The 21,901-nt window shown below is 35.6% G+C and carries 22 protein-coding genes; 14 read left to right on the top strand and 8 right to left on the bottom strand.

Annotated features, from left to right (window positions below; genetic code table 11):
• Nucleotides 1-38 precede the first annotated feature (38 nt).
• Nucleotides 39-623: a sunset domain-containing protein gene (locus FFM65_RS09615; RefSeq protein WP_119318594.1), complete on the top strand. Its 585-nt coding sequence runs from the start codon at nt 39-41 to the stop codon at nt 621-623.
• A complete protein-coding gene (locus tag FFM65_RS09610) occupies nt 623-1,447 on the top strand; it encodes a DNA/RNA non-specific endonuclease (protein ID WP_119318620.1) in 825 nt (274 codons plus the stop codon). Before FFM65_RS09615 ends, FFM65_RS09610 begins: the two co-directional genes overlap by 1 nt.
• Before the next feature lie 33 nt (nt 1,448-1,480).
• Here FFM65_RS09610 and FFM65_RS09605 read toward each other — a convergent pair whose 3' ends face one another.
• The 7 genes from FFM65_RS09605 to FFM65_RS09575 form a co-directional block, all read right to left on the bottom strand.
• Nucleotides 1,481-1,888 (bottom strand): MerR family transcriptional regulator, encoded by a 408-nt coding sequence (locus FFM65_RS09605; protein ID WP_119318595.1) that lies wholly within the window; start codon nt 1,886-1,888, stop codon nt 1,481-1,483.
• A gap of 78 nt (nt 1,889-1,966) precedes the next feature.
• Nucleotides 1,967-2,287, bottom strand: a complete 321-nt coding sequence (locus tag FFM65_RS09600; protein ID WP_119318596.1) for a hypothetical protein — start codon at nt 2,285-2,287, stop codon at nt 1,967-1,969.
• A gap of 122 nt (nt 2,288-2,409) precedes the next feature.
• Nucleotides 2,410-3,405 carry a tagatose-bisphosphate aldolase gene (gene lacD / locus FFM65_RS09595; RefSeq protein WP_057812290.1) on the bottom strand — a complete coding sequence of 332 codons (996 nt, stop codon included), beginning with the start codon at nt 3,403-3,405 and terminating at the stop codon, nt 2,410-2,412.
• Nucleotides 3,406-3,432: 27 nt separating this feature from the next.
• Nucleotides 3,433-4,377, bottom strand: coding sequence for a hexose kinase (locus FFM65_RS09590; protein ID WP_119318597.1), 945 nt, complete (start codon nt 4,375-4,377; stop codon nt 3,433-3,435).
• 330 nt (nt 4,378-4,707) lie between these two features.
• Nucleotides 4,708-5,223: a galactose-6-phosphate isomerase subunit LacB gene (gene lacB, locus FFM65_RS09585; RefSeq protein ID WP_119318598.1), complete on the bottom strand. Its 516-nt coding sequence runs from the start codon at nt 5,221-5,223 to the stop codon at nt 4,708-4,710.
• 17 nt (nt 5,224-5,240) lie between these two features.
• Entirely contained in the window at nt 5,241-5,678 is a 438-nt protein-coding gene (gene lacA, locus FFM65_RS09580) for a galactose-6-phosphate isomerase subunit LacA (RefSeq protein WP_119318599.1), read from the bottom strand.
• Nucleotides 5,679-5,696: 18 nt separating this feature from the next.
• Nucleotides 5,697-6,458 (bottom strand): DeoR/GlpR family DNA-binding transcription regulator, encoded by a 762-nt coding sequence (locus tag FFM65_RS09575; RefSeq protein ID WP_119318600.1) that lies wholly within the window; start codon nt 6,456-6,458, stop codon nt 5,697-5,699.
• A 272-nt stretch (nt 6,459-6,730) separates the two neighbouring features.
• Here FFM65_RS09575 and FFM65_RS09570 point away from each other — a divergent pair, with 272 nt between their 5' ends.
• The 8 genes from FFM65_RS09570 to ppk1 all read left to right on the top strand — a co-directional run bounded on the left by FFM65_RS09570 (nt 6,731) and on the right by ppk1 (nt 16,278).
• Nucleotides 6,731-7,243, top strand: coding sequence for a PTS sugar transporter subunit IIA (locus FFM65_RS09570; RefSeq protein WP_119318601.1), 513 nt, complete (start codon nt 6,731-6,733; stop codon nt 7,241-7,243).
• A 17-nt stretch (nt 7,244-7,260) separates the two neighbouring features.
• Nucleotides 7,261-7,566: a PTS sugar transporter subunit IIB gene (locus FFM65_RS09565; RefSeq protein ID WP_059073800.1), complete on the top strand. Its 306-nt coding sequence runs from the start codon at nt 7,261-7,263 to the stop codon at nt 7,564-7,566.
• Between the two features lie 30 nt (nt 7,567-7,596).
• Entirely contained in the window at nt 7,597-9,012 is a 1,416-nt protein-coding gene (locus tag FFM65_RS09560) for a PTS galactitol transporter subunit IIC (protein ID WP_119318602.1), read from the top strand.
• A 179-nt stretch (nt 9,013-9,191) separates the two neighbouring features.
• A complete protein-coding gene (locus FFM65_RS09555) occupies nt 9,192-10,058 on the top strand; it encodes a GGDEF domain-containing protein (RefSeq protein ID WP_119318603.1) in 867 nt (288 codons plus the stop codon).
• Between the two features lie 156 nt (nt 10,059-10,214).
• Complete coding sequence (locus FFM65_RS09550) at nt 10,215-11,513, top strand: glycosyltransferase family 2 protein (RefSeq protein WP_119318604.1); 1,299 nt, start codon at nt 10,215-10,217, stop codon at nt 11,511-11,513.
• Nucleotides 11,514-11,525: 12 nt separating this feature from the next.
• Nucleotides 11,526-12,686, top strand: a complete 1,161-nt coding sequence (locus FFM65_RS09545; RefSeq protein WP_162897980.1) for a family 8 glycosyl hydrolase — start codon at nt 11,526-11,528, stop codon at nt 12,684-12,686.
• 187 nt (nt 12,687-12,873) lie between these two features.
• Nucleotides 12,874-14,247, top strand: a complete 1,374-nt coding sequence (locus tag FFM65_RS09540; RefSeq protein WP_059073806.1) for a DUF2252 domain-containing protein — start codon at nt 12,874-12,876, stop codon at nt 14,245-14,247.
• Between the two features lie 27 nt (nt 14,248-14,274).
• Nucleotides 14,275-16,278 (top strand): polyphosphate kinase 1, encoded by a 2,004-nt coding sequence (ppk1, locus tag FFM65_RS09535; RefSeq protein ID WP_119318606.1) that lies wholly within the window; start codon nt 14,275-14,277, stop codon nt 16,276-16,278.
• Nucleotides 16,279-16,315: 37 nt separating this feature from the next.
• Here ppk1 and FFM65_RS09530 read toward each other — a convergent pair whose 3' ends face one another.
• Nucleotides 16,316-17,221: a proline-specific peptidase family protein gene (locus FFM65_RS09530; RefSeq protein WP_119318607.1), complete on the bottom strand. Its 906-nt coding sequence runs from the start codon at nt 17,219-17,221 to the stop codon at nt 16,316-16,318.
• Nucleotides 17,222-17,412: 191 nt separating this feature from the next.
• On the opposite strand from FFM65_RS09530, the gene FFM65_RS09525 reads away from it, so the two are divergent.
• The 4 genes from FFM65_RS09525 to FFM65_RS09510 all read left to right on the top strand — a co-directional run bounded on the left by FFM65_RS09525 (nt 17,413) and on the right by FFM65_RS09510 (nt 21,736).
• Nucleotides 17,413-18,729 (top strand): LPXTG cell wall anchor domain-containing protein, encoded by a 1,317-nt coding sequence (locus tag FFM65_RS09525; RefSeq protein ID WP_162897981.1) that lies wholly within the window; start codon nt 17,413-17,415, stop codon nt 18,727-18,729.
• Nucleotides 18,730-18,871: 142 nt separating this feature from the next.
• Nucleotides 18,872-19,636, top strand: a complete 765-nt coding sequence (locus tag FFM65_RS09520) for a threonine/serine exporter family protein (protein ID WP_119318609.1) — start codon at nt 18,872-18,874, stop codon at nt 19,634-19,636.
• A gap of 8 nt (nt 19,637-19,644) precedes the next feature.
• Entirely contained in the window at nt 19,645-20,103 is a 459-nt protein-coding gene (locus FFM65_RS09515; protein ID WP_162897985.1) for a threonine/serine exporter family protein, read from the top strand.
• A gap of 73 nt (nt 20,104-20,176) precedes the next feature.
• Nucleotides 20,177-21,736, top strand: a complete 1,560-nt coding sequence (locus FFM65_RS09510) for a TIGR03766 family XrtG-associated glycosyltransferase (RefSeq protein ID WP_119318611.1) — start codon at nt 20,177-20,179, stop codon at nt 21,734-21,736.
• The last annotated feature ends 165 nt before the right edge of the window (nt 21,737-21,901 follow it).

The raw sequence follows: 21,901 nt of genomic DNA, 5'->3' as shown, positions 1-21,901 counted from the left end.
CATGAACTAAGAATATTTAACAAAAGGGGGACAAGGGGATGGCTCAATCCAAAACAGCAAGTAAGAAATTCATTGCTTTATTGAGTATTTTGCTGTGTTTATTAGTGGTTTCTGGCTGTTCGGAAGATGAATCAACATCAAATTCTTCTGATACGACCAAAACTGAATCGGTTCAAAAAGCCACTAAGGCTGATAAGTCGAAATACAGCATTGCTAAGAAAGAAAATGTTGCCTTGTTAGCGAAGAAGAAAAAACTTCAACAACAGGCTGACACTTTGGCATCACAAAAAGAACAGATTCAAAGTGATGAGAAGAAGGCTCAAGAACAACAAGCTGCAGCTCAAAAGCAACAACAGAAGCAACAAGAGGAGCAAAAAAAGCAACAGGAACAACAAGCTCAAACAGCAAATAGCAATGCATCTCAGCCGTCAACTCAACAAAACCAATCACAATCAAACACGGATATGAATACTTCTGATTCGGGGGAAATCGTCGGCAATGTTAATTCACACATTTATCATGTTCCAGGTCAAAGTGGTTATCGAATGAACTCCAAAAATGCGGTTTACTTTAACACCGAGCAAGACGCCATTAACGCGGGATATCGGAGGGCCTTGAGATGATGAAGAAATTAGTTAAAATACTGATGGTTTTATTGATGATTCCAAGTGTTGCCTATGCCGGTCAACAGACTGAAGTAGAGGGCAAATCAGAGGTCATCAGCAGTCAAACTTATCAAAAACGTACTAAAAAATTAGTTTCCAAGAATAAGAAATTAAAGAAGTCGATCACTAAGCTTCAAAAGCAGATTTCATCTGATCAACAATTTATCGATGAACATTCTAATCAGAAGACCCAACAAGCTGACAATACAGACTTGGCTAATCTTGATTACAATAGCACGCAAGAAATCATCGTTAACAACAATAATCCTAATTTTTCACAGGCTGATTTGAATACTGCTAATGGGGCATGGCAAAAGTATGGTGATTTGGATAATTTAAATCGAGTTACGGCAGCTAATGCTTTATTGAATGTATCTTTGATGCCTTCTGCCAAACGCGAACCGCTCCATTGGAATCCAACCGGGTGGCACAACAAACGTATCAGTGGCGGCTGGTTATACAATCGTAGTCATTTAATTGGTTACCAACTAACTGGTCAAAACAATAATCCTAAGAATTTGATGACAGGGACTCGTTCTTTGAATAGTCCAGAAATGCTAGCTCATGAAATGGATATTGCTTATTATTTGAAACAAAGTAGTTCGCATTACATCAGATATCGTGTTACACCAGTCTTTCGTGGCAATGAATTACTACCAAGAGGAGTTCAAATGGAAGCTCAATCTGTTGGTGATAATTCTGTTCATTTCAATGTTTATATTTTCAATGTCCAAGAGGGCGTTACTTTGAATTACAGCGACGGAACTAGTCAAATTGGATAATAAAAAATCGCAATCAAAATGGTTGCGATTTTTTTATGGAGAAAAACGCCGAGCAGCACGTAAGCTGTCAGATTTTTGCCCCTTTATAATTTCTTCTTCACGCTTAATTTTGAGGTCGATTTGATCCATTCGTTCTACTGAATCCAATAAGTCCTGTTTAGCTTTGCCACGTTGTGTTAGTAGCATTTTATAACGTTTCTTAACGGCTGCAGGACCGCTGGCTTGGCATAGCTTCATGTATTCTTTAATTTCCGTCAAAGACATGCCTAACTCTCTTTGAAATTTAATGCCTTGTAGCCACACAATTGCCTCATCATCGAAGACTCTTTCGCCGGTTAAATCACGTTTTTCAGAGGGAATCATCCCCAAATCCGAGTAATAACGAATGGTAGCAACAGATAATCCTACTGTTTTACTTACTTCAGAAATTTTCATCATCATCAACTCTTTTAAAGATTACCGTAGCATTAAATAAAAATCGCAACATAGACAAAATGGCAAAAAAAAGCAACCTCGCGGTTACTTGTTTTTACTGAATTTAAGTTTGATTTTTTTAACAATCGAACTAATGATAAAGGCGATTGCGGCCAACATAAAGACGAAGGTGACGATGCCATTAATATAACTCAGATTTTCCGGTAGTTTGAAAAAGTTTGTCAAAGTTAAGTAAATACAATAAATGGCAATAAGAGTTAGAGCAATCGTATCAACAGTCCAAATTTTTTCTTCATCACGGTGTGAGACTTTAGAAATCATATAAATAATATAAACAACTATTAAAAGGACTAAAACAATTGATGTAATAGCGTTTCTGGCTAGTTCAAAATTAGCTGGTACCATTATTTTTCCCCCAATATAAATAAATGTATAAAATTGCAAAATAAACGAAAAACTGGATAATCTCAGACTTTCGCCTAAGAAAACCCAGTTTATTCGAATCAATTAGTTCTAATAACTAAATATTAGTCTTTTGAAACTTTGTCTTTCCATGAAGTTGCAGTTTCAGCAAGAACCTTGTTTAGTTCTTCGATGTTCTTCTTACCTTGATCGTTCATCCACTTCTTACCAGCTTCTTCACCGTCTTTAGCGAATGGTTCGATAGCGCCTTTCCATGTAGCACGGCCACATAGAACACCATTGAACTTAGCATCAGCATCTTTAGCTAGGTGTAGTTCATCTCTGAAGGCTTGTGCAGAAACACCAGCACTCAAGAAGATGTATGGCAATTTAGTAGCATCACTTTGTTCCTTGAAGTACTTGATAGCTTCATCCTTTGTGTAAACAACAGGGTTGTCGCCGTTAAATCCTTCAACGTAGTCAAGGTTAATAGGAACTTCAACCTTCAAAACGTCAATGTGATACTTAGGCTTTGAGAATTCTTTCATAGCTTCGATAACCTTGTGAGGCTTTACCTTAGCATATTCGGCACTCTTAACATCACCGATTGAGTCGTCATATGTAACTAATTCAACGAACAAAGGAATATCTTCGGCAACACATTCGTCACCAACTCTTTCTACAAAGGCTTCCTTTTGATCGAGGATTGATTTATCTTCGTCTGGGTCGATGTATAGCAAGAACTTGATTGAGTCAGCTCCAGCTTCCTTCAAACGACGTACTGACCATACAGAAATCAAATCTGGTAATCTACCAGGTTCTGTTGCGTCATAACCTGTCTTTTCGTATGAAACTAATAGACCTGAGCCATCAGCTCTAACTTTTGAAGCTGGAAGACCATATTCTGGGTCCAATAGGATAGCAGAAGCATAAGGTGTTAATTCACTTGAAATAGCTTTCTTGAATTCAACGATATCTTCTTCGTTAGCGGGCTTATTTGCGGCTGCGGCTAACATTTTCTTTAATGAACCACGTTGGTCAATAGCAAGAGCTGCAATAACTCCGTTCTTGTCAGACATTTTTTCTAGTGCTGCGTACTTACTTGGTGTTGTCATATACATTCATTCCTCCGAATAATAAATTAAACATTAGTACTTAACTATGTCTACCTTTTCAAAATAATCTTTATATTGGCTAATGTCAATATTTCCAGTCTTTTCCTGTAAAGTATTTAGGATTCCGACTGTCATAGCTCTTTTCATGATATCTTCTGGTGTTTCATTCTTGATTAAACCTGCGGCCAAACCGGCTACAGTAGAGTCACCGGAACCAACAGGGTTAACGGCGTGTATTTTTGGAATATTTACTTTGAAGAAGTTATTTTGGTATTTAACGAATGCGCCCTGTGATCCGAGTGATACTACAACCCAAGGAATTCCTTGGAAAATTTCTTCGGTTGCTAGTTTGTCCTTCAAGTCGTTCAAATCAGTGACTTCTTTGCCAATTAATTGAGCAATTTCATCTTGATTAGGTTTGATCATGAATGGTTTATCGTCGCTTTCTAGAGCTAAACGCAATGCTTCATTTGAACTGTCCAAAATGACAGGAACATCGTGTTTGGCAGCAACTTGCACCATTTTAGAATAAAGACTTGTTGAAAGTCCTTGTGGTAAGCTACCAGAAATTGTTACCAATCCAAAACTACCAACTTGATCGTTGAAATGTTCTAGAAAAGCATTTTCATCGTCTTTTGAAAGGATAGGACCGGCTTCAAGAATTTCTGTTTGATCGCCATTGTCGTGTAAGATAGCGATACAATTACGAGATTCTTGACTAATTTTCATAAAAGCATGATCGATGTCATTCTCATCCAATTGATTAGTAATGAACTGACCAATCGTCCCACCGATGATACCTGATGCTGTTACGGAAACGCCTAATTGTCTCAAAACCCTAGTAACGTTCAATCCTTTGCCACCAGCTGTCTTGGAAACATCTTTTACACGATTAACGGTATCAATATTAAGATGTTCTAGTGGGTAAGAGATATCAACTGAAGGGTTCATAGTGATTGTTAAAACCGAATTACTCATTGTGCGGACTCCTTTGTTTACTTTTAATTAGTCTGGTTTCGGCCATTAAAAATGGGTTCTACGAAACAAACCTCTCAAGTTAGCCCTGCGTTAAGCACTGTACCATTTCAGTTCAGTGCATGACGCAAGGCTAACTTTTATTTCATATAGCCCGGTTGATGAGTTACACAATGGTAGCTCATGTTTTATTTAAATCTAAAACGAGTTACAAGCAACAGATTTCTGCGCTTTGCTACGCTATAAAAATCGTCTGCAAGTACAAGTTCCGCAGCCAATTCTTATAGCTAGGCAAATGCTCAAAATCTAAGCGTTGCTTTCCACTCTCTAATCTTAGTCGTGGTAGAATCCTTCGTCCCATAGCTTCATTTCGTGATCATAGAAGTGAGGGTTGTCGTGTTGTTCTGGATTGTCTTTTGATTCAACAGCATCGATTTTCTTAACTAGGTCGTCATCTTCACCTAAGTAGTCAGCAGCAAGGAATGTCTTAACGATTTCTTCAGCCAAGTGTTCACCAACAACGGCACCACCGAAACTGATAACATTAGCATTCAAGTGTTCCTTAGCATATTTAGCAGCTGTTGTATCAGCAACTAAAGCAGCACGGATTCCTTGGTTCTTGTCAGCAGCAGTTGAGATACCAACACCTGTACCACAAAGTACAACACCATAATCAGCTTTGCCATCACGAACAAGGTTAGCAACACGTAGTCCGTAAATAGGGTAGTGAGTTCTTGTGTGGTCGTATGTACCAACATCAATAACCTTGTGGCCCATAGCCTTTAACATTTCTGAAATTTTAATTTTAGTATCTGTAACAATATGGTCGTTTCCTAATGCAATAATCATAAATTAATTCCCTCCTATTAATATAATTTTTCTAGCATGTCCAAACGGATTTGGTGACGTCCACCAGCGTAGTTGACACCTAAGTATTCATCAACGATTGATTCAGCACGTTTCTTACCAACGATTCCAGCACCGATAGCAATAGCTTTAGCACCATTGTGTTCTGTTGTCATGTGAGCTGTATTTTCTTCAGTAACGTTAGCTGTAACCATGCCATGAATCTTGTTACTTGCCATAGCTGAACCTGTACCATATTCATCAAACATAATTCCACGATCTGTCTTGCCATCTAGTACGGCGTGTGAAAGTTCAACTGATGAATCAACGAAATCTGCAGCTGGTTCATTTTCTGTTAGGTCAACGATTTCGTAACCTTTGCCTTCATTTTCAAGATAGTTCTTGATGTAGTTCTTTAATTCAAATCCTGCTTTATCTGAAGCTAGTGCGATTTTCATAAAATAATCCCTCCGTTATTAGTTGGTTATAAGTCTTACATACTGTTGATAATAATCGATAGTTTCTTTGGAAGTGCTCTTGTTAGTAATCAGATAATCAATATCATCCAAACTATAGAAGGTATAAAAATCATTCCTATTAAGTTTGTATTTATCTGCGACGATATATTTTTTCTGAGAATTGTTTAAAGCAACGCTTTGAATCCGACCTTCTTCAGTGTTGGCAGTCATAATTTGTGAATTTTGAATACCATTGACACCTACGAATGCCTTATCGAATTTCAATCCACCCACTGCATTACTTGCTAAAGCTCCAATCAATGTTCCTGAGCGACTTCGATAAATACCGCCGGCCAAAATCAGTTCACAGTTAAGATCTGAATTTTTAAAGCTTTCAAAGACAGGAATACTAATCGTCACGACCCTCAAAGAATTAATATTTTTAATATTTTGAGCAATCAATTCAAGTGTTGTTCCTGGACCGATAAAGATAGTATCGAAATTATCGATTCTGTTAGCTGCTAATTTAGCTATTTCTTGTTTTTCCTTAATATGAACTTCTCGTTTCTCAATGTGGGAAGCTTCTTCTAATGGAGAAACACTGATTTTTTGTGCTCCTCCGTGGATCCTGATCAACTTGCCAGATTCTGACAACTCTTCAAGATCTCTACGAATGGTCATATCAGAACAATCTAATAATGTAGTTAAATCATTGACAGTAACAATATCGTTCTTGTCTAATTCCGATAGTATCTTTAGAAAGCGTTCTTTCTTTAACAAAAGATCACCTCTTTTTGTTTACTATTGTTCGTTACAAACATAATTTAGCATCTAGTTGTTCACTTGTCAATTCCTTTTCAAAGATAAATATTTAAAATTTTGAAAGCATTTACCTTGCTAATTAAACAGGAATTATGAGCAATTCATTGGTATATATAGGAAATCTTAATAAAAGGTTTATATTTTAATATTAAGTATTGACATATTTTATGAGAGCGTTTACCATTGTTCTTGTAAACAAAAACAAACAAAACGGGTAGGTGATGGTGTTAATGGGCGAATTAGCTACTGATCAACTATTTAGCGAAAGCGAAGTTTATATTTCAAAGGCTTCAACACAAGAGGATGTGTTTCGTGAAATAGCTGATTCTTTATTAAAGAAGGATCTAGTAACTAAGGACTTCATTAATAATTTATTGGAACGCGAACAAAACTATCCTACTGGAATTGATATGTCAGTCGTATCTCCAAAGATACCAAACATCGCAATCCCACATACGGAAAGTGAGTTTGTTAAAGCAAGAATGATTGTTCCAATTAAATTGGAAAAAGAGATTTCCTTCCATAATATGATTGATCCATCGAAGGAATTCCCAGTGAAGTTTTTATTCATGATCCTAAATAATGATCCAGAAGGCCAATCAAACATTTTGGCACAGATCATGGACTTTATGGCTCGTACTTCTGAAAACGAGCTTGTACCATTCTTTAAGAGTGACGATCCAAAGGAAATTTATTCTTTCTTAGATCGTAAATTTACTAAGTATGCAAAGAGCAACGAATAGAAAAGGAGATAGTTATTATGTTTAAAATTTTAGCTGCTTGTGGTGCCGGAGTTAACTCAAGTCACCAAATCAAAGATGCATTGGAAACAGAAATGAGCAACCGTGGATACGATGTTCAATGTGATGCCGTTATGGTTAAGGACATTACAGAAGATATGTTGAAGGATTATGATTTGTTCACACCAATCGCTGCTACAGATCTTGGATTTACACCAAGTTGCCCAGTTATTGATGCTGGTCCTATCCTATATAGAATGCCTGCTATGGCAAAACCTGTATATGACCAAGTAGAACAAGCCATTAAGGACAGCGGTAAAGCATAGTTTTTAAGACTTATCTAGGGGGAAAGAAATATGTCAGGAATAATTGATTTCGCCAACATGATTTTCAAACCGTTAATTGACCTTGGTGCCGCACCAATGATGTTAATCGTTTTGACAATTATCGCGTTGGTATTCAGAGTTAAGTTCTCTAAAGCCTTGGAAGGTGGTATTAAATTAGCCATCGCCCTTACGGCTATTAGTTCAGTTATCAGTTTGCTAACTACAGCATTCCAAGATGCCTTGAACGCCTTTGTTAAATCAACAGGTATTCAACTATCAGTAACTGACTTAGGTTGGGCTCCACTTGCTACTATCACTTGGGGTTCACCTTACACATTGTTCTTCTTACTTATTTTAGTTATCGTTAATATCGTTATGATTCTTATGAACAAGACAAACACACTTGATGTTGATATTTTCGATGTTTGGCACTTAGCTTTCGTTGGATTGCTAGCTATGTTCTTTGGTGCAAACCTATTGATTACTACAATCCTAGTTATTTTCATTGGTGTTTTGAAGATTATCAATTCAGATTTGATGAAACCTACTTTTAATGATCTATTAAATGCTCCAGCTTCAAACCCAATGACTACAACACACATGAACTACATGATGAACCCAATTATCATGGTCTTTGATAAGATTTTTGATAAAATCTTCCCATGGCTTGATAAATATGACTTTGATGCTGCTGCATTGAACAAGAAAATTGGATTCTGGGGAAGTAAATTCGCCATTGGTATTTATTTAGGTATCTTTATCGGTTTACTTTCACACCAAGGTGTTAAGGAAATCTTTACACTATCATTTACAGCCGCATTCTGCTTGGAGTTATTCTCACAAATCGGTTCTTGGTTTATTGCCGCTGTTGAACCATTATCACAAGGTATTACAGACTTTGCTAACAAGAGACTTCAAGGTCGTACAATGAATGTTGGTCTTGACTGGCCATTCATCGCCGGACGTGCTGAAATCTGGGCTGCCGCTAACGTTTTGGCTCCTATCATGCTTCTTGAAGCTTTAGTACTACCTGGTAACAAGATCTTGCCTTTAGGTGGTATCATCGCCATGGGTGTTACACCAGCCTTGCTAGTTGTTACACGTGGTAAGATTATTCGTATGATCGTTATCGGTGCTATCGAACTTCCATTGTTCCTATGGGCCGGTACATTGTCAGCTCCTATGGTTACTGAAACTGCTAAGAAGATCGGTGCATTCCCTAAGGGTGTTGCATCCGGTACAATGATTTCCCACTCAACTATGGAAGGTCCTATCGAAAAATTCTTGGCTTACTTAGTAGGTAACGCTTCAACTGGTCAAATCAAGTTCATTCTTTACGCTGCATTAGCACTTGTTGCATACCTATTGATCTTCATCTGGTACGCAAAGCAAATGAAGAAGAGAAACAAGATTTATGCTGACGAAGCTGCTGCAAAAGCAAAATAATTATTCAGAAATAATAAAAAGTTCTCAGAAATTATTCTGGGAACTTTTTTTGCGTTCTAATAGACTAATTGTCAATTTAGCTAGTTAATCAATGTCTCAAAAAATTAATCAAACTATACTCAAGTTGGAAAGATATCAGCAAAAGTAGTAAATAAAATTTCTAGCTTGAGGTTAGTGCAATGAAATTTAAGTCAGTAGAAAATATGATTTTTGCAGGGATGCTTCTAATCCTTATATATCAATATGCTTTACTTTATTTGAGTGTCATCAACGGTTCATGGCTCAATTTTTTGATCGTCTCATTAGTATTTATTTTTGGATTATTGTTAGGGCGGACGACTTATATTATTTTGGGAAGCGTTTTGTCTTTCGTCAGTATGAGTGCTGGCGTTTTAATGCTGATGATTCCTTATACTAGAGCAATGTATTTCTGGGCAGCTATTTCGTTATTAACAATTACGCCTTTAATGACTTATTTGATGTACTTATTGGATCACCAATTACTAAAGAGAAAAGCTTTAATACAAGAAATGGAACAAATACAAAAAGAAAAACCGGATTTGGATGTTATTACTGGTGCTTTGAACCAAAGAGCTTTGGATAGGGATGTTGCTCAAGAATTGAAATTGGTTTATTACCACGGAAAAGATTATCGGTTTACATTGACGATGGTGAAAATCGACTTCTTAGAAAATATTATTAACTTTTTGGGCAACCAAAGATTCAATCGTTTGTTAAAAGCTACAGCTGAACACTTGAGTAGTATGTTATTTACTGTCGATGACCTGTATTACATTGGAACCGGACGTTTTGTTATTTTGTCGCCGATGCTAGGATCTGACAATGCCCCCGTTATGAAGAAAAAAATTAAAGATCACATTGATGATATTGCACAAGAGTTTGGCTTGGCACGTGATGCACTAGTCTTGCGGATGGGACAAGTAAGTTATTCTACGCAAGATAACGTTCAAAATCGTAGTGTTGAAGATACATTGGCACAATTGGAACGGAGTGCAGAAACCGATATTGTTAAAGAATACATGTAAGGGGAAATTGATCAATGTTAGATAAATTCGGTTGGTTATTTTCATTTAGCTTGGGTATTACGATAATTTTTGGCATCATTGTAATCATTTTATCAATTTGTTGGTGGAAAATTTTTAAATTAACGATTCGCCATTTTAACCTGGAGGATAAAAATCATGATTAAAATATTTTATGTGATTGCCATCATAACGATTTGGCTATCCTTGATCATGATGGTCGTGACGCTCTTTGGTGGTATAACTTTTATTTTCAAACACATGCAACACACGGATATTGATAATTTGCCAGCACTAAAACGTTACCCTAAAGTTACTTTAGTTGTGCCAGCACATAATGAAGAACTCGTGATACAAGATACAGTCAAAGCCGTTTTGAATTTAAATTATCCCAAAGATCGTTATGAATTGTTAGTTTATGCGGATAATTGTAAAGATAAAACAGCGCAAAAGGTTCGTGAATTAATGGCTTTAAAACAATATCAAGACTGTAATTTTCGAGTTATTGAACGTACTGGAACTGGTGGCAAAGCCGGCGTTTTAAATGATGCTTTAAAAGTTGCTACGGGTGAATATTTAGCAGTATATGATGCTGATGCAGCTCCAGAAGCAAACGCTTTGTATTTTTTGGTTGAAAAAATTTTGGAAAATCCTACTCGTTATGCAGCGGCTTTTGGACGGAATAAGACTCGTAATTATCAACAAAATTTTTTGACTCGTTGTATTAATTTGGAAATCGTTAATACACAACGCATTCAACATACTGGTTTATGGCAATTATTCAAAATCGGGCGCATACCGGGTACAAATTTCATTATTAATAAAAAAGTGGTTCAAGATCTTGGTGGTTGGAATGATGGTGCTTTGACAGAAGACACCGCAATTTCGTTTAGTTTGATGCGCGAAGGGAAATTGATTGCTCTAGCTCATCGGGCAGAAGCATTTCAACAAGAACCAGAGACTTTGTTTGCCTACTATAATCAACGTAAACGTTGGGCTCGAGGCAATTATGAGGTAATTATGGATAACGCGGGACATCTTTTTGACCATACACCATGGCGTATTAAATTAGAGGTGTTCTATTATATTTGTACGTTCTTTTGGTTTAATTTAGCGATAATTATCTCTAATTTTATCTTTTTATCTAATTTTATTATTGCCGGTATCCAGCATTTTTTCCCACAGGTTCATCAACTGGTTGCTATAGGAACGCCGATGTCGATTTTGTTCATGGTTAACTGGTTATTGATGTTCTTCTTGTACTTATTGCAAATGAATATTGCTTTAGCCAGCGATTATGGTCAAGAAACAGTTAAAAATTTCATGTATACGCTGATATCTTATTTCACGTATGCACAACTATTTATCGTAGTTTCACTCGTGGCTGTTTGGGATATCATTCGCGATAAAGTTACGGGGAAAAATAATACTAAATGGTATAAAACTCAGCGTTTCTAAGGAGTGATTTTTGTGTTCAGACGGCATAAATATCAATGGTTGATCGGTGGGTTAATAATTCTAGTTACTTTTGCCATTGGTGTTGCAATTTATAATACTCAATCTCAAGAACGACAAATTGGAATTAGTTCTCAAAAGATTCAATCACAATATCGAATTTGGAAGAAATATTATTTAAGGGGAAATGAAACTCAAAAATTCGTCAAAACAAATAATGATAGTAAAAATCGTACCCTTTCTGAAGCTCAAGGATATGGAATGGTAATTACAGTAATGGCTGCACAACAAGGATTCGGTAGTCAAAAAACTTTTGATCAATTAACTAGTTACTATTTAAATCATCGAATCAGCTCTCGAAATTCTTTGATGGCTTGGCGACAAAATCAACAGGGCGAAAAGATGACAAGTACTAAAGCTGAAAAAACGAGTGCTACTGATGGTGATTTGGACATAGCTTATGCCTTGATGTTGGCTGATAAAAAATGGGGTAGTAATGAAAAATTTGATTATCATACATTAGCCTTGCAGTTACTGGGCGATATTTATAAGTATGAGATTAATCCTAAAACAGCTTTACCTAAAGTTGGAAATTGGGCTCAAGGAAAAAATGGCAATGTTGTGAGAACTTCCGATTTAATCTCAGTTTATTTTCGTGAATTTGCTAGCTATACTAAAGATGGTAGATGGACGAAGACTATGCAAAACAGTCAGAGGACTTTGCAAGAATTAAGTAATCAACATCGGACTGGTTTGATGGCTGACTTTGTAGTAGTCAGTGGCAATAATTTAAATATTAATACCGTTAAACCTAATCAAATTGCTTCTAAATATGATGCTGAATATGGTTTCAATGCTTGTCGAATTCCATGGCGAGTAGCATATGATTATCAATTGAATCATAGTCGAATCAGTAAAGGCGTAATAACTAAAATTGACAATTTCTTTGCGAGAAAAAAGAACATCACCGCTATCTATACTTTGGATGGAAAACCAATAGAAAAATATGAAAATGAAGCTTTCTGTGCACCGGTGGCTTATTCTGCAGAAGTATTAGGTAATCAAATTTTGAAAAGTCGGTATAAAAAAGTTCTGACTGCACCAATTCGTAGTAAAGATTACTATCCAGCCACGATTCAAATGTTGACATTGCTGGCTAGTGGCGAATTGAAATAGTCTTGATAGAATCAAATTTAATCGTAGTTCTATCAGGGCTATTTTTTATTCGTTTTTATAAATACGAAGACAGTTTAGTCATACTTAAAAAACATATTTTGTTATAGTAAACTTTAATGAAAAAAATAACATCAGATAATCGTTATCTAGGAAAGCTATTGTATAATAAATTTGAGGAGATGAGCTTATGCATCGAACACCGTACACTTATCAAGATACTGATGCCTTCAAGAGTACTGAACAATTGATCATCAGAGGTCGCTTTTTTGCGACGACTGTATCGGATAAGTTCAATCAATTTGAACCAAAGAAACGCAATATTCATAAGATTTTAAACATCAAAAACAAACTATTAGTGCCGGAACTTTTAGCGGTCAAACGGGAAAGAATGTCTAAGTCATTGTTTGCCTTCTTTCGGGGAACGGTTGACGTCATGCATTATGATTTGTCGAGAAATGAAAACAGCGGTATCAAAGTTCTAGTTGGTGGTGACGCTCATCTAGGTAATTTCGGTTTTTATGGATCATCTGAGGGACAGTTACTGTTCGATATGAATGATTTTGATGAAGCGCATTTGGGCCATTGGGAATATGACTTAAAACGCTTGTTAGTCAGTGCTTTGATAGTTGCTAGATCACATGGCTTTCCAGAAACTGACGTTCAAGAATTCCTCTTGACAGTGGTGGATACTTATTTCGATACTTTGCGTCATATGACAAAGATTTCTGAAATGAAGCGATTCATTTTACCTAATACTTTGCAAAATATCACTGAAATATTTGGTAAATTGAAAGATAATGAGGAATATTTCCAAGAATCTTTCAATAAAATGATTGCTAAAAGTATCAAAAAGGCTCAAAAAAGCAATTCAAAATTGGTCATCGAAAAGTATACTGAAGTTGATGCGACTGGGGCCAGACGTTTTGTGGAAAACAAACCAGTTACGCAACATATCAGTGAAAAGGATTATAAGAGCGTAGTTGATGGCTATAAGAATTATAAAAAAGGTCAAAGAAGCGACGTTCGACTATTCTTGGAAGATTTTGACATTGTTGATATCGTGCGCCATAGCGTAGGTGTTGGTAGCGTCGGAACGTTATGTTACTTAATTTTGTTACAAGATTTAGATAGTAATTATTTGGTGTTGCAGGCTAAACAAGCATTGCCAATTTACAATGACGATAAATTGTATTCTGATGATGAAGTCAGTCAGGGGCAAAATATCGTTAATAGTCAATTGATTCTCCAAAGTGCATCTGATCCATTTTTGGGTGCCTTTGATACGAAGAAATACAGCTTTTATATGCGCCAGTTCAAGGATATGAAATCATCGATCAATTTGGATAAGTTAGACTTTGAATCGTTTGAGGATTACGTGAAGGTTTGCGTCATTTTATTGGCCAGAGCGCATTCGCATTCGCCAAATTATCCATTGATTATTGGATTTGGAGCTGAATATGCCGATATTGCTAACTCGTTGATGACTTTTACCAATAGCTATATCAAGCAAGTCGAATACGACTATGAATCATTTAAAAAAGAGCAGAGGGATGAAAGTTAAATTTAGGAATGAAGGGTTATTAAGTATATGAAGGATAAATATTATAATAGGGATTTAAGTTGGATTTTATTTGATAGAAGAGTTATTGATCAAGCCTACGACCCCAACGTTCCATTTTTGGAAAAACTAAAATTTTTGACTATTGCATCGAATAATTTGGATGAATTTTTCCGCGTGCGAGTTCATAATATTCATAATTTAGTCGACGAAAATAAATGTGATAAACGAACAGGATTGTCTGGGAAAGGCGTATTGGATCGGGAATATGAACTAAACAAAAGGAATATTTCAGAACAATATAAAGTTTATGATGCTTTGATGAAAGAAGCGTCCGACAAAGGTATTTTTCAGCTGGTAAAGTATAAGGACTTGTCCGATTCAGAGAAGAAAACAGTCAAGAAATTTTATACAAAGAAAATTTTGCCACGTTTGGATATGCAACGCTTTTCCAAAGAATATAAATTTAGAAAAAATCTTTATTTCTTAATGGAAACACCTAAGTATACTTATACTTGTCCTATTCCTGAGGATTTAGGACGTTTGTTGGAAACAGGAGTTGCTGGTCGTTATATTTTAATCGAAGATGTAATGCGGGCAATGTTTAAGGACTTAATTAGAAAGTACAAAATTTCTAAAATTATGGTCTTTCGAGCAACTTACGATCAAAACAAACCGTATGATTTCTTGGATAAAGACATGAGTGATGAAGAGTATCTTGAAAAAATGATTCATTACGTCGACACTAGAGATTTACGAGAAATTATGAGAATTGAATTTTCAGATGAAGATGAAGAAAAGGGTCGTAAATACTTCTCTAAATTGATGAAATTGAATAAGAAGAGTGTTTATAAAATACCTGGACCGGTTGATTTGAAATTTTTGAATATCTTTTACAAGAAATTCCGTGATCAACCAGAATTGGTCAATAAACCTTTTAATGGATTGAATTGGAATAATTCCAATAATATCCTAGAATATTTAAGTCATTCATCATTATTAGTGCAATATCCATATGATTCATTCAATGTCTTCATTGAATATTTGAATGCGGCAGTTCAAGATCCTAAGACTACGAAAATTTGTATTACTATTTATCGGACTGAGAAAGATTCGGAATTGTTGCGCTTATTGAAAGAGGCTGCAGCCAAAGGAATCGATGTTACAGCAGTTGTAGAATTGCGTGCCCGATTTGATGAAGTTCACAATATCGAAGTCGCCAAAACACTTAAAGAAGCCGGTGTAAAAGTAATTTTTGGTGATAAAGTAAACAAAGTACATTCAAAAATTTGTATGGTTTTGCATGCTGATGACACAGGTTATGTTCAAATCGGAACTGGTAATTATAATGCCATCACAGCTAAAGGCTTTACAGATATTAGCTATTTTACAAGTAACCAAATTTACGTTAATGACGCTATTAAATTCTTTGATTATTTAACTACTGGTAAAAAATCTCATTATGATTTATTGACTGCTTCACCTAATGGTATTAATGATATGGTAATTGCTAATATTAAAAAAGCAGCTAAGGCTTACTTGCGTGATGGTCAAGGTGAAGTCTTCATGAAGGTAAATGGATTGACTGATATAGATATTATTGATGCCATTTATGATGCTGCCAAAATTGGCTTACCATTTAGATTGATTGTTAGAGGACCTTGTTCTTTGAAACTGGGACTCTGCGGTCCTAAAGAGAATATTCGAGTAAAAAGTATCGTTGGACAATTGCTTGAACATAGTCGAATTTTTAAGTTCCAATTTGGCAATGAGCATACTGAAGTATGGATTTCATCGGCTGATATGATGACAAGAAACCTAGAACGTCGTGTTGAATTAGCCGTTCCAATTATTGAAGAGAAGCCTAAGCAACAATTGATCAAAATTGTTAAGCTCTTTTCTAAAGATACTGAAAATTCCTATGTTTTGGATGATGATGGCGATTATGCTAAACATTCCCAAAAACATGGTATTTCCGCCCAACAAACTTGGTTGAGTCGACTCAAGTGGAGAAAATATATTAAAACTAATTAGACAAAACAAAAAGCCCTCCGAATGGAGAGCTTTTTTGTTAGTCATTGAAGTTACCTGATTCAACATCTTTAATGAATTGTTCCAAGTGATCAAAGTAAACAGGAGCGTTATCGATCATGTGATGGTGACCACCATTTGGAGTTGTAACTAGACGAGCATGTGGAATTTCCTTTTGCATAATCTTAGCAGTAGCAATAGGCATTGTTTCATGTTCACCAAAAGTTAATAATGTAGGAACAGTGATTTCCTTAAGGTGCTTTCTGAAGTGCCAATCCTTTAACTTACCAGTAATAACGAATTCGTTGTCACCTTGGAATGTGTTGTAAACAGGAACGGACATTGTGTCAATCAAATGTCTGATAGCTGTTGGTTGTTTGCGGTCAACATATTCAGCGTTTAGGATGTCAACGTAGCTTTGGTATGTTGAATCTGAAAGTTCATTTTTAGCTTCAATTTCTTGCATGTACTTAACTTTGTCGGGACCTAAAGTATCAAGACGGCATTGGTTAACGTTCTTAACATATTCGTCAATTTCGTCGACCATACTTGAGATGATAGCACCCTTTAGATGTTGACCATATTTAGCAGCGTACATTTGAACCAAAGCGCCACCCCATGATTGTCCGATAAGGTAGAAGTTATCTAATCCTAATTTTTGTCTAACTTCTTCAACTTCTTCTAGGAAGTAGTCGTAAGTTAGATATTTTTTAGCAATTTCTGGGTCAGAATAGTCGGGTTGGTCTGAGTACCATGAGCCGAGTTGATCGTACATTGTAACTTGTACGCCAAGGTCAGCCAATTTTTCACCGAAATTTTCCCAGTATTCGTGGTTACCACCAGGTCCACCGTGGAGACAAAGTAGTTTGATGTCACCGTGTCCTTGTGTGTTAGTCCACAAATGATATCCGTTGTCGAGAGTTAGGATTGTTGTCCCTTGTTTCATAAAAAAGTCACCTTCCTGCATGTAATAAGTATAAGTATATATCTATCCATTAGTTTATTTCAAATAAAGCTATAATGCTACTTTAATACTTCTAATGAAAATAAATTCGATAATTTGAGAAACTTGTCTTATTATTTCCAGAGAAAGATATTAATATGATAAAATTGGTATATGTTAAAAGGGGCGATAAGATGAAGAAGTTTTTAATTAGTCTATTGTCTGTGGGGATGCTTTTGGGAATATTTGGCGTGGTAGGTCTGAACGATACGGGCTCACCCAACGTATTAGAGGAAACAGTTCAAGCAGATACAAACGATAGCAATAATAAAACAATTAACTATGAAGTTTATAAAGAAAATTCCAATACTTTATCACCGATGAATACTTTGTTCACTAAGAGTGCGACAATTGTTCCTAACAATGATGGAACATATAAAGTTTTTATTACGGCTCGTGTCAGTAATATTAGTAGTTTGACAGTTTCAACTATTAATAATCAGACACCTAAAGTTACGACAAAGGATAATAATCATTTTCAAATCAGTTTCACAATTGATAGTTTGAATGATTTGGACAAGGATATTCCAGCAACGGTGCAAACTAAATTGTTGGTATTAAACGTTGATAAGCAAAATGTTACATTCAGATTCGACATGAGTTCATTAGATGATCCAAATTCACAAACTCTGGCAGATAGTCTTAATAAAATTACTCGAGCAGAAAATAATGTTACTAATACAGCTAATGATGCTAAAACATTGTTGAATGATCTTAGAGCAAGTAATGATTCTGACAATAATATCATTGCTACTCCAAGTGAGGATGAAGATGATACTACTCAAAATAGTAATGATACTGATACCAACGATTCAGCCGATGTGCAAGCACCTAAGACTATTTTGAAAGAATTGACGTATCAAATTTCTAAGAACAATGGTGATGGTTCTTTGATTTCACCTTACTTCACTAATACAGCTAAAGTCATGCAAAACCCTGACGGAACTTATTATGTTGAAGCAACAATCAAATATCCTAGGAAATTTGGTAATACTGCTTTTGAAATCAATGCCATCAATGGACAAAAACCATTTAATTTAACTTTCAAGAGTGAAGGCGATAGCAACTATATTACTTTTGACTTCCCGATTAAGAAGCTAACTGATTTGAGTAATTTGATTCCGGGAGATATTTCTTTAAATATTCCTGATTTTGGTTTGGATAAAGATTTAAAATTCGACTTGAACTTTGGGAGTTTAAATCCTTCTGATTTGTCTAGTTTGCTAGACAGTTCTAGTTCTAATTCAGATGATACTTCCGGGTTGATTTCTGATTTAGGTAATTTGAGTAATATTGGCGATGTACAAACAGTCAAAGATGAAGATAATAAATCAAAAACTGCTACTTTGCCACAAACTGGTAGTGAATCAACTGATATAGTTTTGATCATAGCCGGTCTAGTCGTTTTATTGTGGCTAGTTTTGTTAAAGGGAATAACTTCAAAACGTTAAAATGATTTGTAAAAATGAGTGGATTCATGAAAATGAATCTACTTTTTTTATTATTAAAAATAATCCAAAAACTGTTTTTCTAGATTAGAATATGTTAATAATAGTTTAACAAGACGAAATTTACCATTTGGAGGGAACCGGCATGGAGACAATCACAGCAACAGAAATTGTTACTCTTTGTGGTCAAGTGGGTACGATTCTACTAGAAAATGGGGCGGAAACGGCTCGAGTTGAAAATACAGTCGAATATGTTGGAAGAGCTGCCAATTTACCGGTTGTTTGTCACGCGACAATGACTGGTATTTTTGTTAGTTCAGAAAAAGACGCTGCCACGAGAATTTTTAAGGTGCGAGTGGGGGACTTCAACTTGCAAAAAGTAGATGACATCAATACTTTATCGAGACAATTTTATCAGCATGAGATTAGTTTTAAAAAGCTCAAAGAAGAAGTGCAATCAGTCGATCATGAATCAAGAGATTTCTCTTGGTTGGTCAAATGTATCGGAGCAGGATTAGTTTCCATGCCACCGATGCTTTTGTTTAAAGCTACTTGGGGTGATTTGTTCATTGCCTTTTTCGTGGGTATCATCGGTTATTTGATTTCTCAATTTGTAGCACATCACAATAAAACACCTTATATACCAGTAGCTTTAGGAAGTTTGGCAATTAGTTTTATCGCTAATGTTTTAGGCGATGTTGGGATTGCTCATGATGCCAATTACATTATTATTAGTGCTTTGATGCCATTAGTTCCTGGAGTACCGATGACTAACTCTTTGCGAGAAATTATCGAACGAAATACGATTTCCGGATTAGTTCGAGCAACAGATGCAATCATGTCAGGTATTTCTATCGGTAGTGGCGTAATCGTAGGACAAATTTTGATGCGCACGATTTGGGGAGGTTAATTATGGCAATGCAGTTGATTTATGGATTTATTTTCGGCTTTTTGTCTAGTGTTGGTTTCGGCATTATTACCAATAATCCACGGCGGACTTTAGTTCCTGCAGGGATTGTCGGAGCTTTGGCGTGGATAGTTTATATTCTCGTTGAATCAGTCAATCATGGTCTAATTATGCCCAACCTCTTAGGGGCAGTCGTGATTGGTTTGTTAGGAAATCTGTGTGCAATTTTAGTGCGAGCACCGGTCAATATTTTTTATGTGCCTTGTTTAGTTTCACTAGTTCCAGGGGCTATTTTGTACGATAGTATGAAGAATTTTACTCTGGGAAAAGATGCTTTAGCAGCATATGGATTTGTAAAAGCTTTGACAGTGGGGATGTCTTTGGCAATTGGTTTTATCATTGCGGAAACGATTGCTAATAAAATTTATCCTCGTTTGAAACGTTATTTGTTAGAAAGAGCAAGTAAATAATTTCGGCTATTTATAAAAAAAATCCTACGTTGTACTCTATTCATATATAGAAAAAAGTATATTGAGGGAATATATGAGAGAGACGTTATTTAAATTTAATCATCGGGCTATAAAGATAATTTTTTATATCTTCTTTACGGCCACGTTTATTTTCGCTTTGACATCGTCCAATTTGATTCTAGGAGATAATCCAATCACCAAAATTGGTACGACGGCTTTTACGACAATAGTATTATTAATATTTGGAGCATTATTTACCATTTGTTACGTCAATCATTCAGTGAGGGATTTTTTGCTGTGGCTATTTGTCGATCGAAGTTGGGTTACAGCGACGGTTTGTTTCATATTGGCAATTTTGTTGCAAATCGGATTTGTCTCATTGATTCATTATGGTATGGGTAATGATGTTGGTGCGGTACATGAAGCTTTAACGAATACTAAGGATGTTAATATTATTGGTTATTTTAGTATTTATCCCAATAATTTAGGGATATTATTGTTACAACATCAAATAGCGGTAATATTTCATCAAACATCGTGGATATTTTTTGATTTTGTGACAATAGTTATGGTTGATTTGGCAGCCTTATTTAATTTGGGCTCTATTTTTGTTATTGATAAATCCAAGTTACCAATTATTTTATATATTCAGGCTTTATGGTTAGCGATTTTTCCAGCAATAATTGTCCCTTATACTGACACGTGGGTAATGCCATTCGTTGCCTTTTATATCTTTTGTTACGCCATAATTGCTCATTCAAAGATAGGTAATTTTTGGAAATTATTTTTTGTAATATTGGATGGGTTAACAGTTGGAGCAACTTATTTCATTAAACCATCTGCAATTATACCGATAATTGCAATCATAATTGTTGAATTAATTAATTTGATGAATGTTCGTAATAAACAATGGATTTGGTTTTTTTTAGTGATGAGTATTTTTACCTTTAGTGTGGGTGGAAGTTACTATAAAATTAGTCAAGTAATTACTAACCAGACATATATTCATGTTAATAATTTTCGAGCCGTACCGATGATCCACTTTATCAACATGGGTTTATCTAAGACAGGTGGTTACAATGCTAAAGATTCATATAAAATGGTTATTCTGATTAATAAACAAGATCGAATTGATTATTCAGTTAAATCAATCAAGAAGCGACTTCATAAAATGGGGTTTAGTGGTTATGTTGCTTTTTTGGTTCACAAGCAAAGGAATAACACTTCTGATGGAACTTTTGGTTGGCTACATGAAGGAATCTCGATTCCTAATAAATACACGCCGGATAAACACGGGTTCAAAGGAAAACTGGAAAACTTTGTTCTATTATATGGAAACAATGTTGGTGACTTCCGATTTTTAACACAAATTTTTTGGTGCATTTGGTTGGGATTGATTTTTTTTGCTTGGAAAGATGATCGGAAAATAACCCAAATATTGCGTTTGTCATTAGTTGGTGGGTTCATTTTCTTGCTAATCTTTGAAGGTGGTAGAAGTCGTTATTTGATTCAGTTTTTACCAGTGTTCTTGATTTTGGCAACTTTGGAATGGAAAACGTCAATTCAGCAGATTAGACGATTGTTGAAGTGGAATCTTAATCCTGGTCCTAAGCATCGGAAAAATGTACTTTAGATATTGTTTATGATGCCGTCCTCCATAGCAAAGCAAATTTGGCTGGAACAATGTGGGCACGACTTGGAGCCTTTGCTAAGCCCAAAACCGGGCAAAGTCTTCAAGCTCGGCCTTTCACTAGGCAATAAATTGCCAAGTGAAATTTCACATTTGAGCCAATTTGCT

Source organism: Companilactobacillus formosensis, assembly GCF_005405305.1.
Lineage (GTDB): Bacteria > Bacillota > Bacilli > Lactobacillales > Lactobacillaceae > Companilactobacillus > Companilactobacillus formosensis.
This window is presented reverse-complemented; position numbering and strand designations above follow the sequence as displayed.

Bases quoted from the DNA above. Each gene is read 5' to 3' on its own strand.
- FFM65_RS09615 (WP_119318594.1), top strand. From the start codon at position 39: ATGGCTCAATCCAAAACAGCAAGTAAGAAATTCATTGCTTTATTGAGT.
- FFM65_RS09610 (WP_119318620.1), top strand. From the start codon at position 623: ATGAAGAAATTAGTTAAAATACTGATGGTTTTATTGATGATTCCAAGT.
- FFM65_RS09605 (WP_119318595.1), bottom strand. From the start codon at position 1,888: ATGATGATGAAAATTTCTGAAGTAAGTAAAACAGTAGGATTATCTGTT.
- FFM65_RS09600 (WP_119318596.1), bottom strand. From the start codon at position 2,287: ATGGTACCAGCTAATTTTGAACTAGCCAGAAACGCTATTACATCAATT.
- lacD (WP_057812290.1), bottom strand. From the start codon at position 3,405: ATGTATATGACAACACCAAGTAAGTACGCAGCACTAGAAAAAATGTCT.
- FFM65_RS09590 (WP_119318597.1), bottom strand. From the start codon at position 4,377: ATGAGTAATTCGGTTTTAACAATCACTATGAACCCTTCAGTTGATATC.
- lacB (WP_119318598.1), bottom strand. From the start codon at position 5,223: ATGATTATTGCATTAGGAAACGACCATATTGTTACAGATACTAAAATT.
- lacA (WP_119318599.1), bottom strand. From the start codon at position 5,678: ATGAAAATCGCACTAGCTTCAGATAAAGCAGGATTTGAATTAAAGAAC.
- FFM65_RS09570 (WP_119318601.1), top strand. From the start codon at position 6,731: ATGGGCGAATTAGCTACTGATCAACTATTTAGCGAAAGCGAAGTTTAT.
- FFM65_RS09565 (WP_059073800.1), top strand. From the start codon at position 7,261: ATGTTTAAAATTTTAGCTGCTTGTGGTGCCGGAGTTAACTCAAGTCAC.
- FFM65_RS09560 (WP_119318602.1), top strand. From the start codon at position 7,597: ATGTCAGGAATAATTGATTTCGCCAACATGATTTTCAAACCGTTAATT.
- FFM65_RS09555 (WP_119318603.1), top strand. From the start codon at position 9,192: ATGAAATTTAAGTCAGTAGAAAATATGATTTTTGCAGGGATGCTTCTA.
- FFM65_RS09550 (WP_119318604.1), top strand. From the start codon at position 10,215: ATGATTAAAATATTTTATGTGATTGCCATCATAACGATTTGGCTATCC.
- FFM65_RS09540 (WP_059073806.1), top strand. From the start codon at position 12,874: ATGCATCGAACACCGTACACTTATCAAGATACTGATGCCTTCAAGAGT.
- ppk1 (WP_119318606.1), top strand. From the start codon at position 14,275: ATGAAGGATAAATATTATAATAGGGATTTAAGTTGGATTTTATTTGAT.
- FFM65_RS09530 (WP_119318607.1), bottom strand. From the start codon at position 17,221: ATGAAACAAGGGACAACAATCCTAACTCTCGACAACGGATATCATTTG.
- FFM65_RS09525 (WP_162897981.1), top strand. From the start codon at position 17,413: ATGAAGAAGTTTTTAATTAGTCTATTGTCTGTGGGGATGCTTTTGGGA.
- FFM65_RS09520 (WP_119318609.1), top strand. From the start codon at position 18,872: ATGGAGACAATCACAGCAACAGAAATTGTTACTCTTTGTGGTCAAGTG.
- FFM65_RS09515 (WP_162897985.1), top strand. From the start codon at position 19,645: ATGCAGTTGATTTATGGATTTATTTTCGGCTTTTTGTCTAGTGTTGGT.
- FFM65_RS09510 (WP_119318611.1), top strand. From the start codon at position 20,177: ATGAGAGAGACGTTATTTAAATTTAATCATCGGGCTATAAAGATAATT.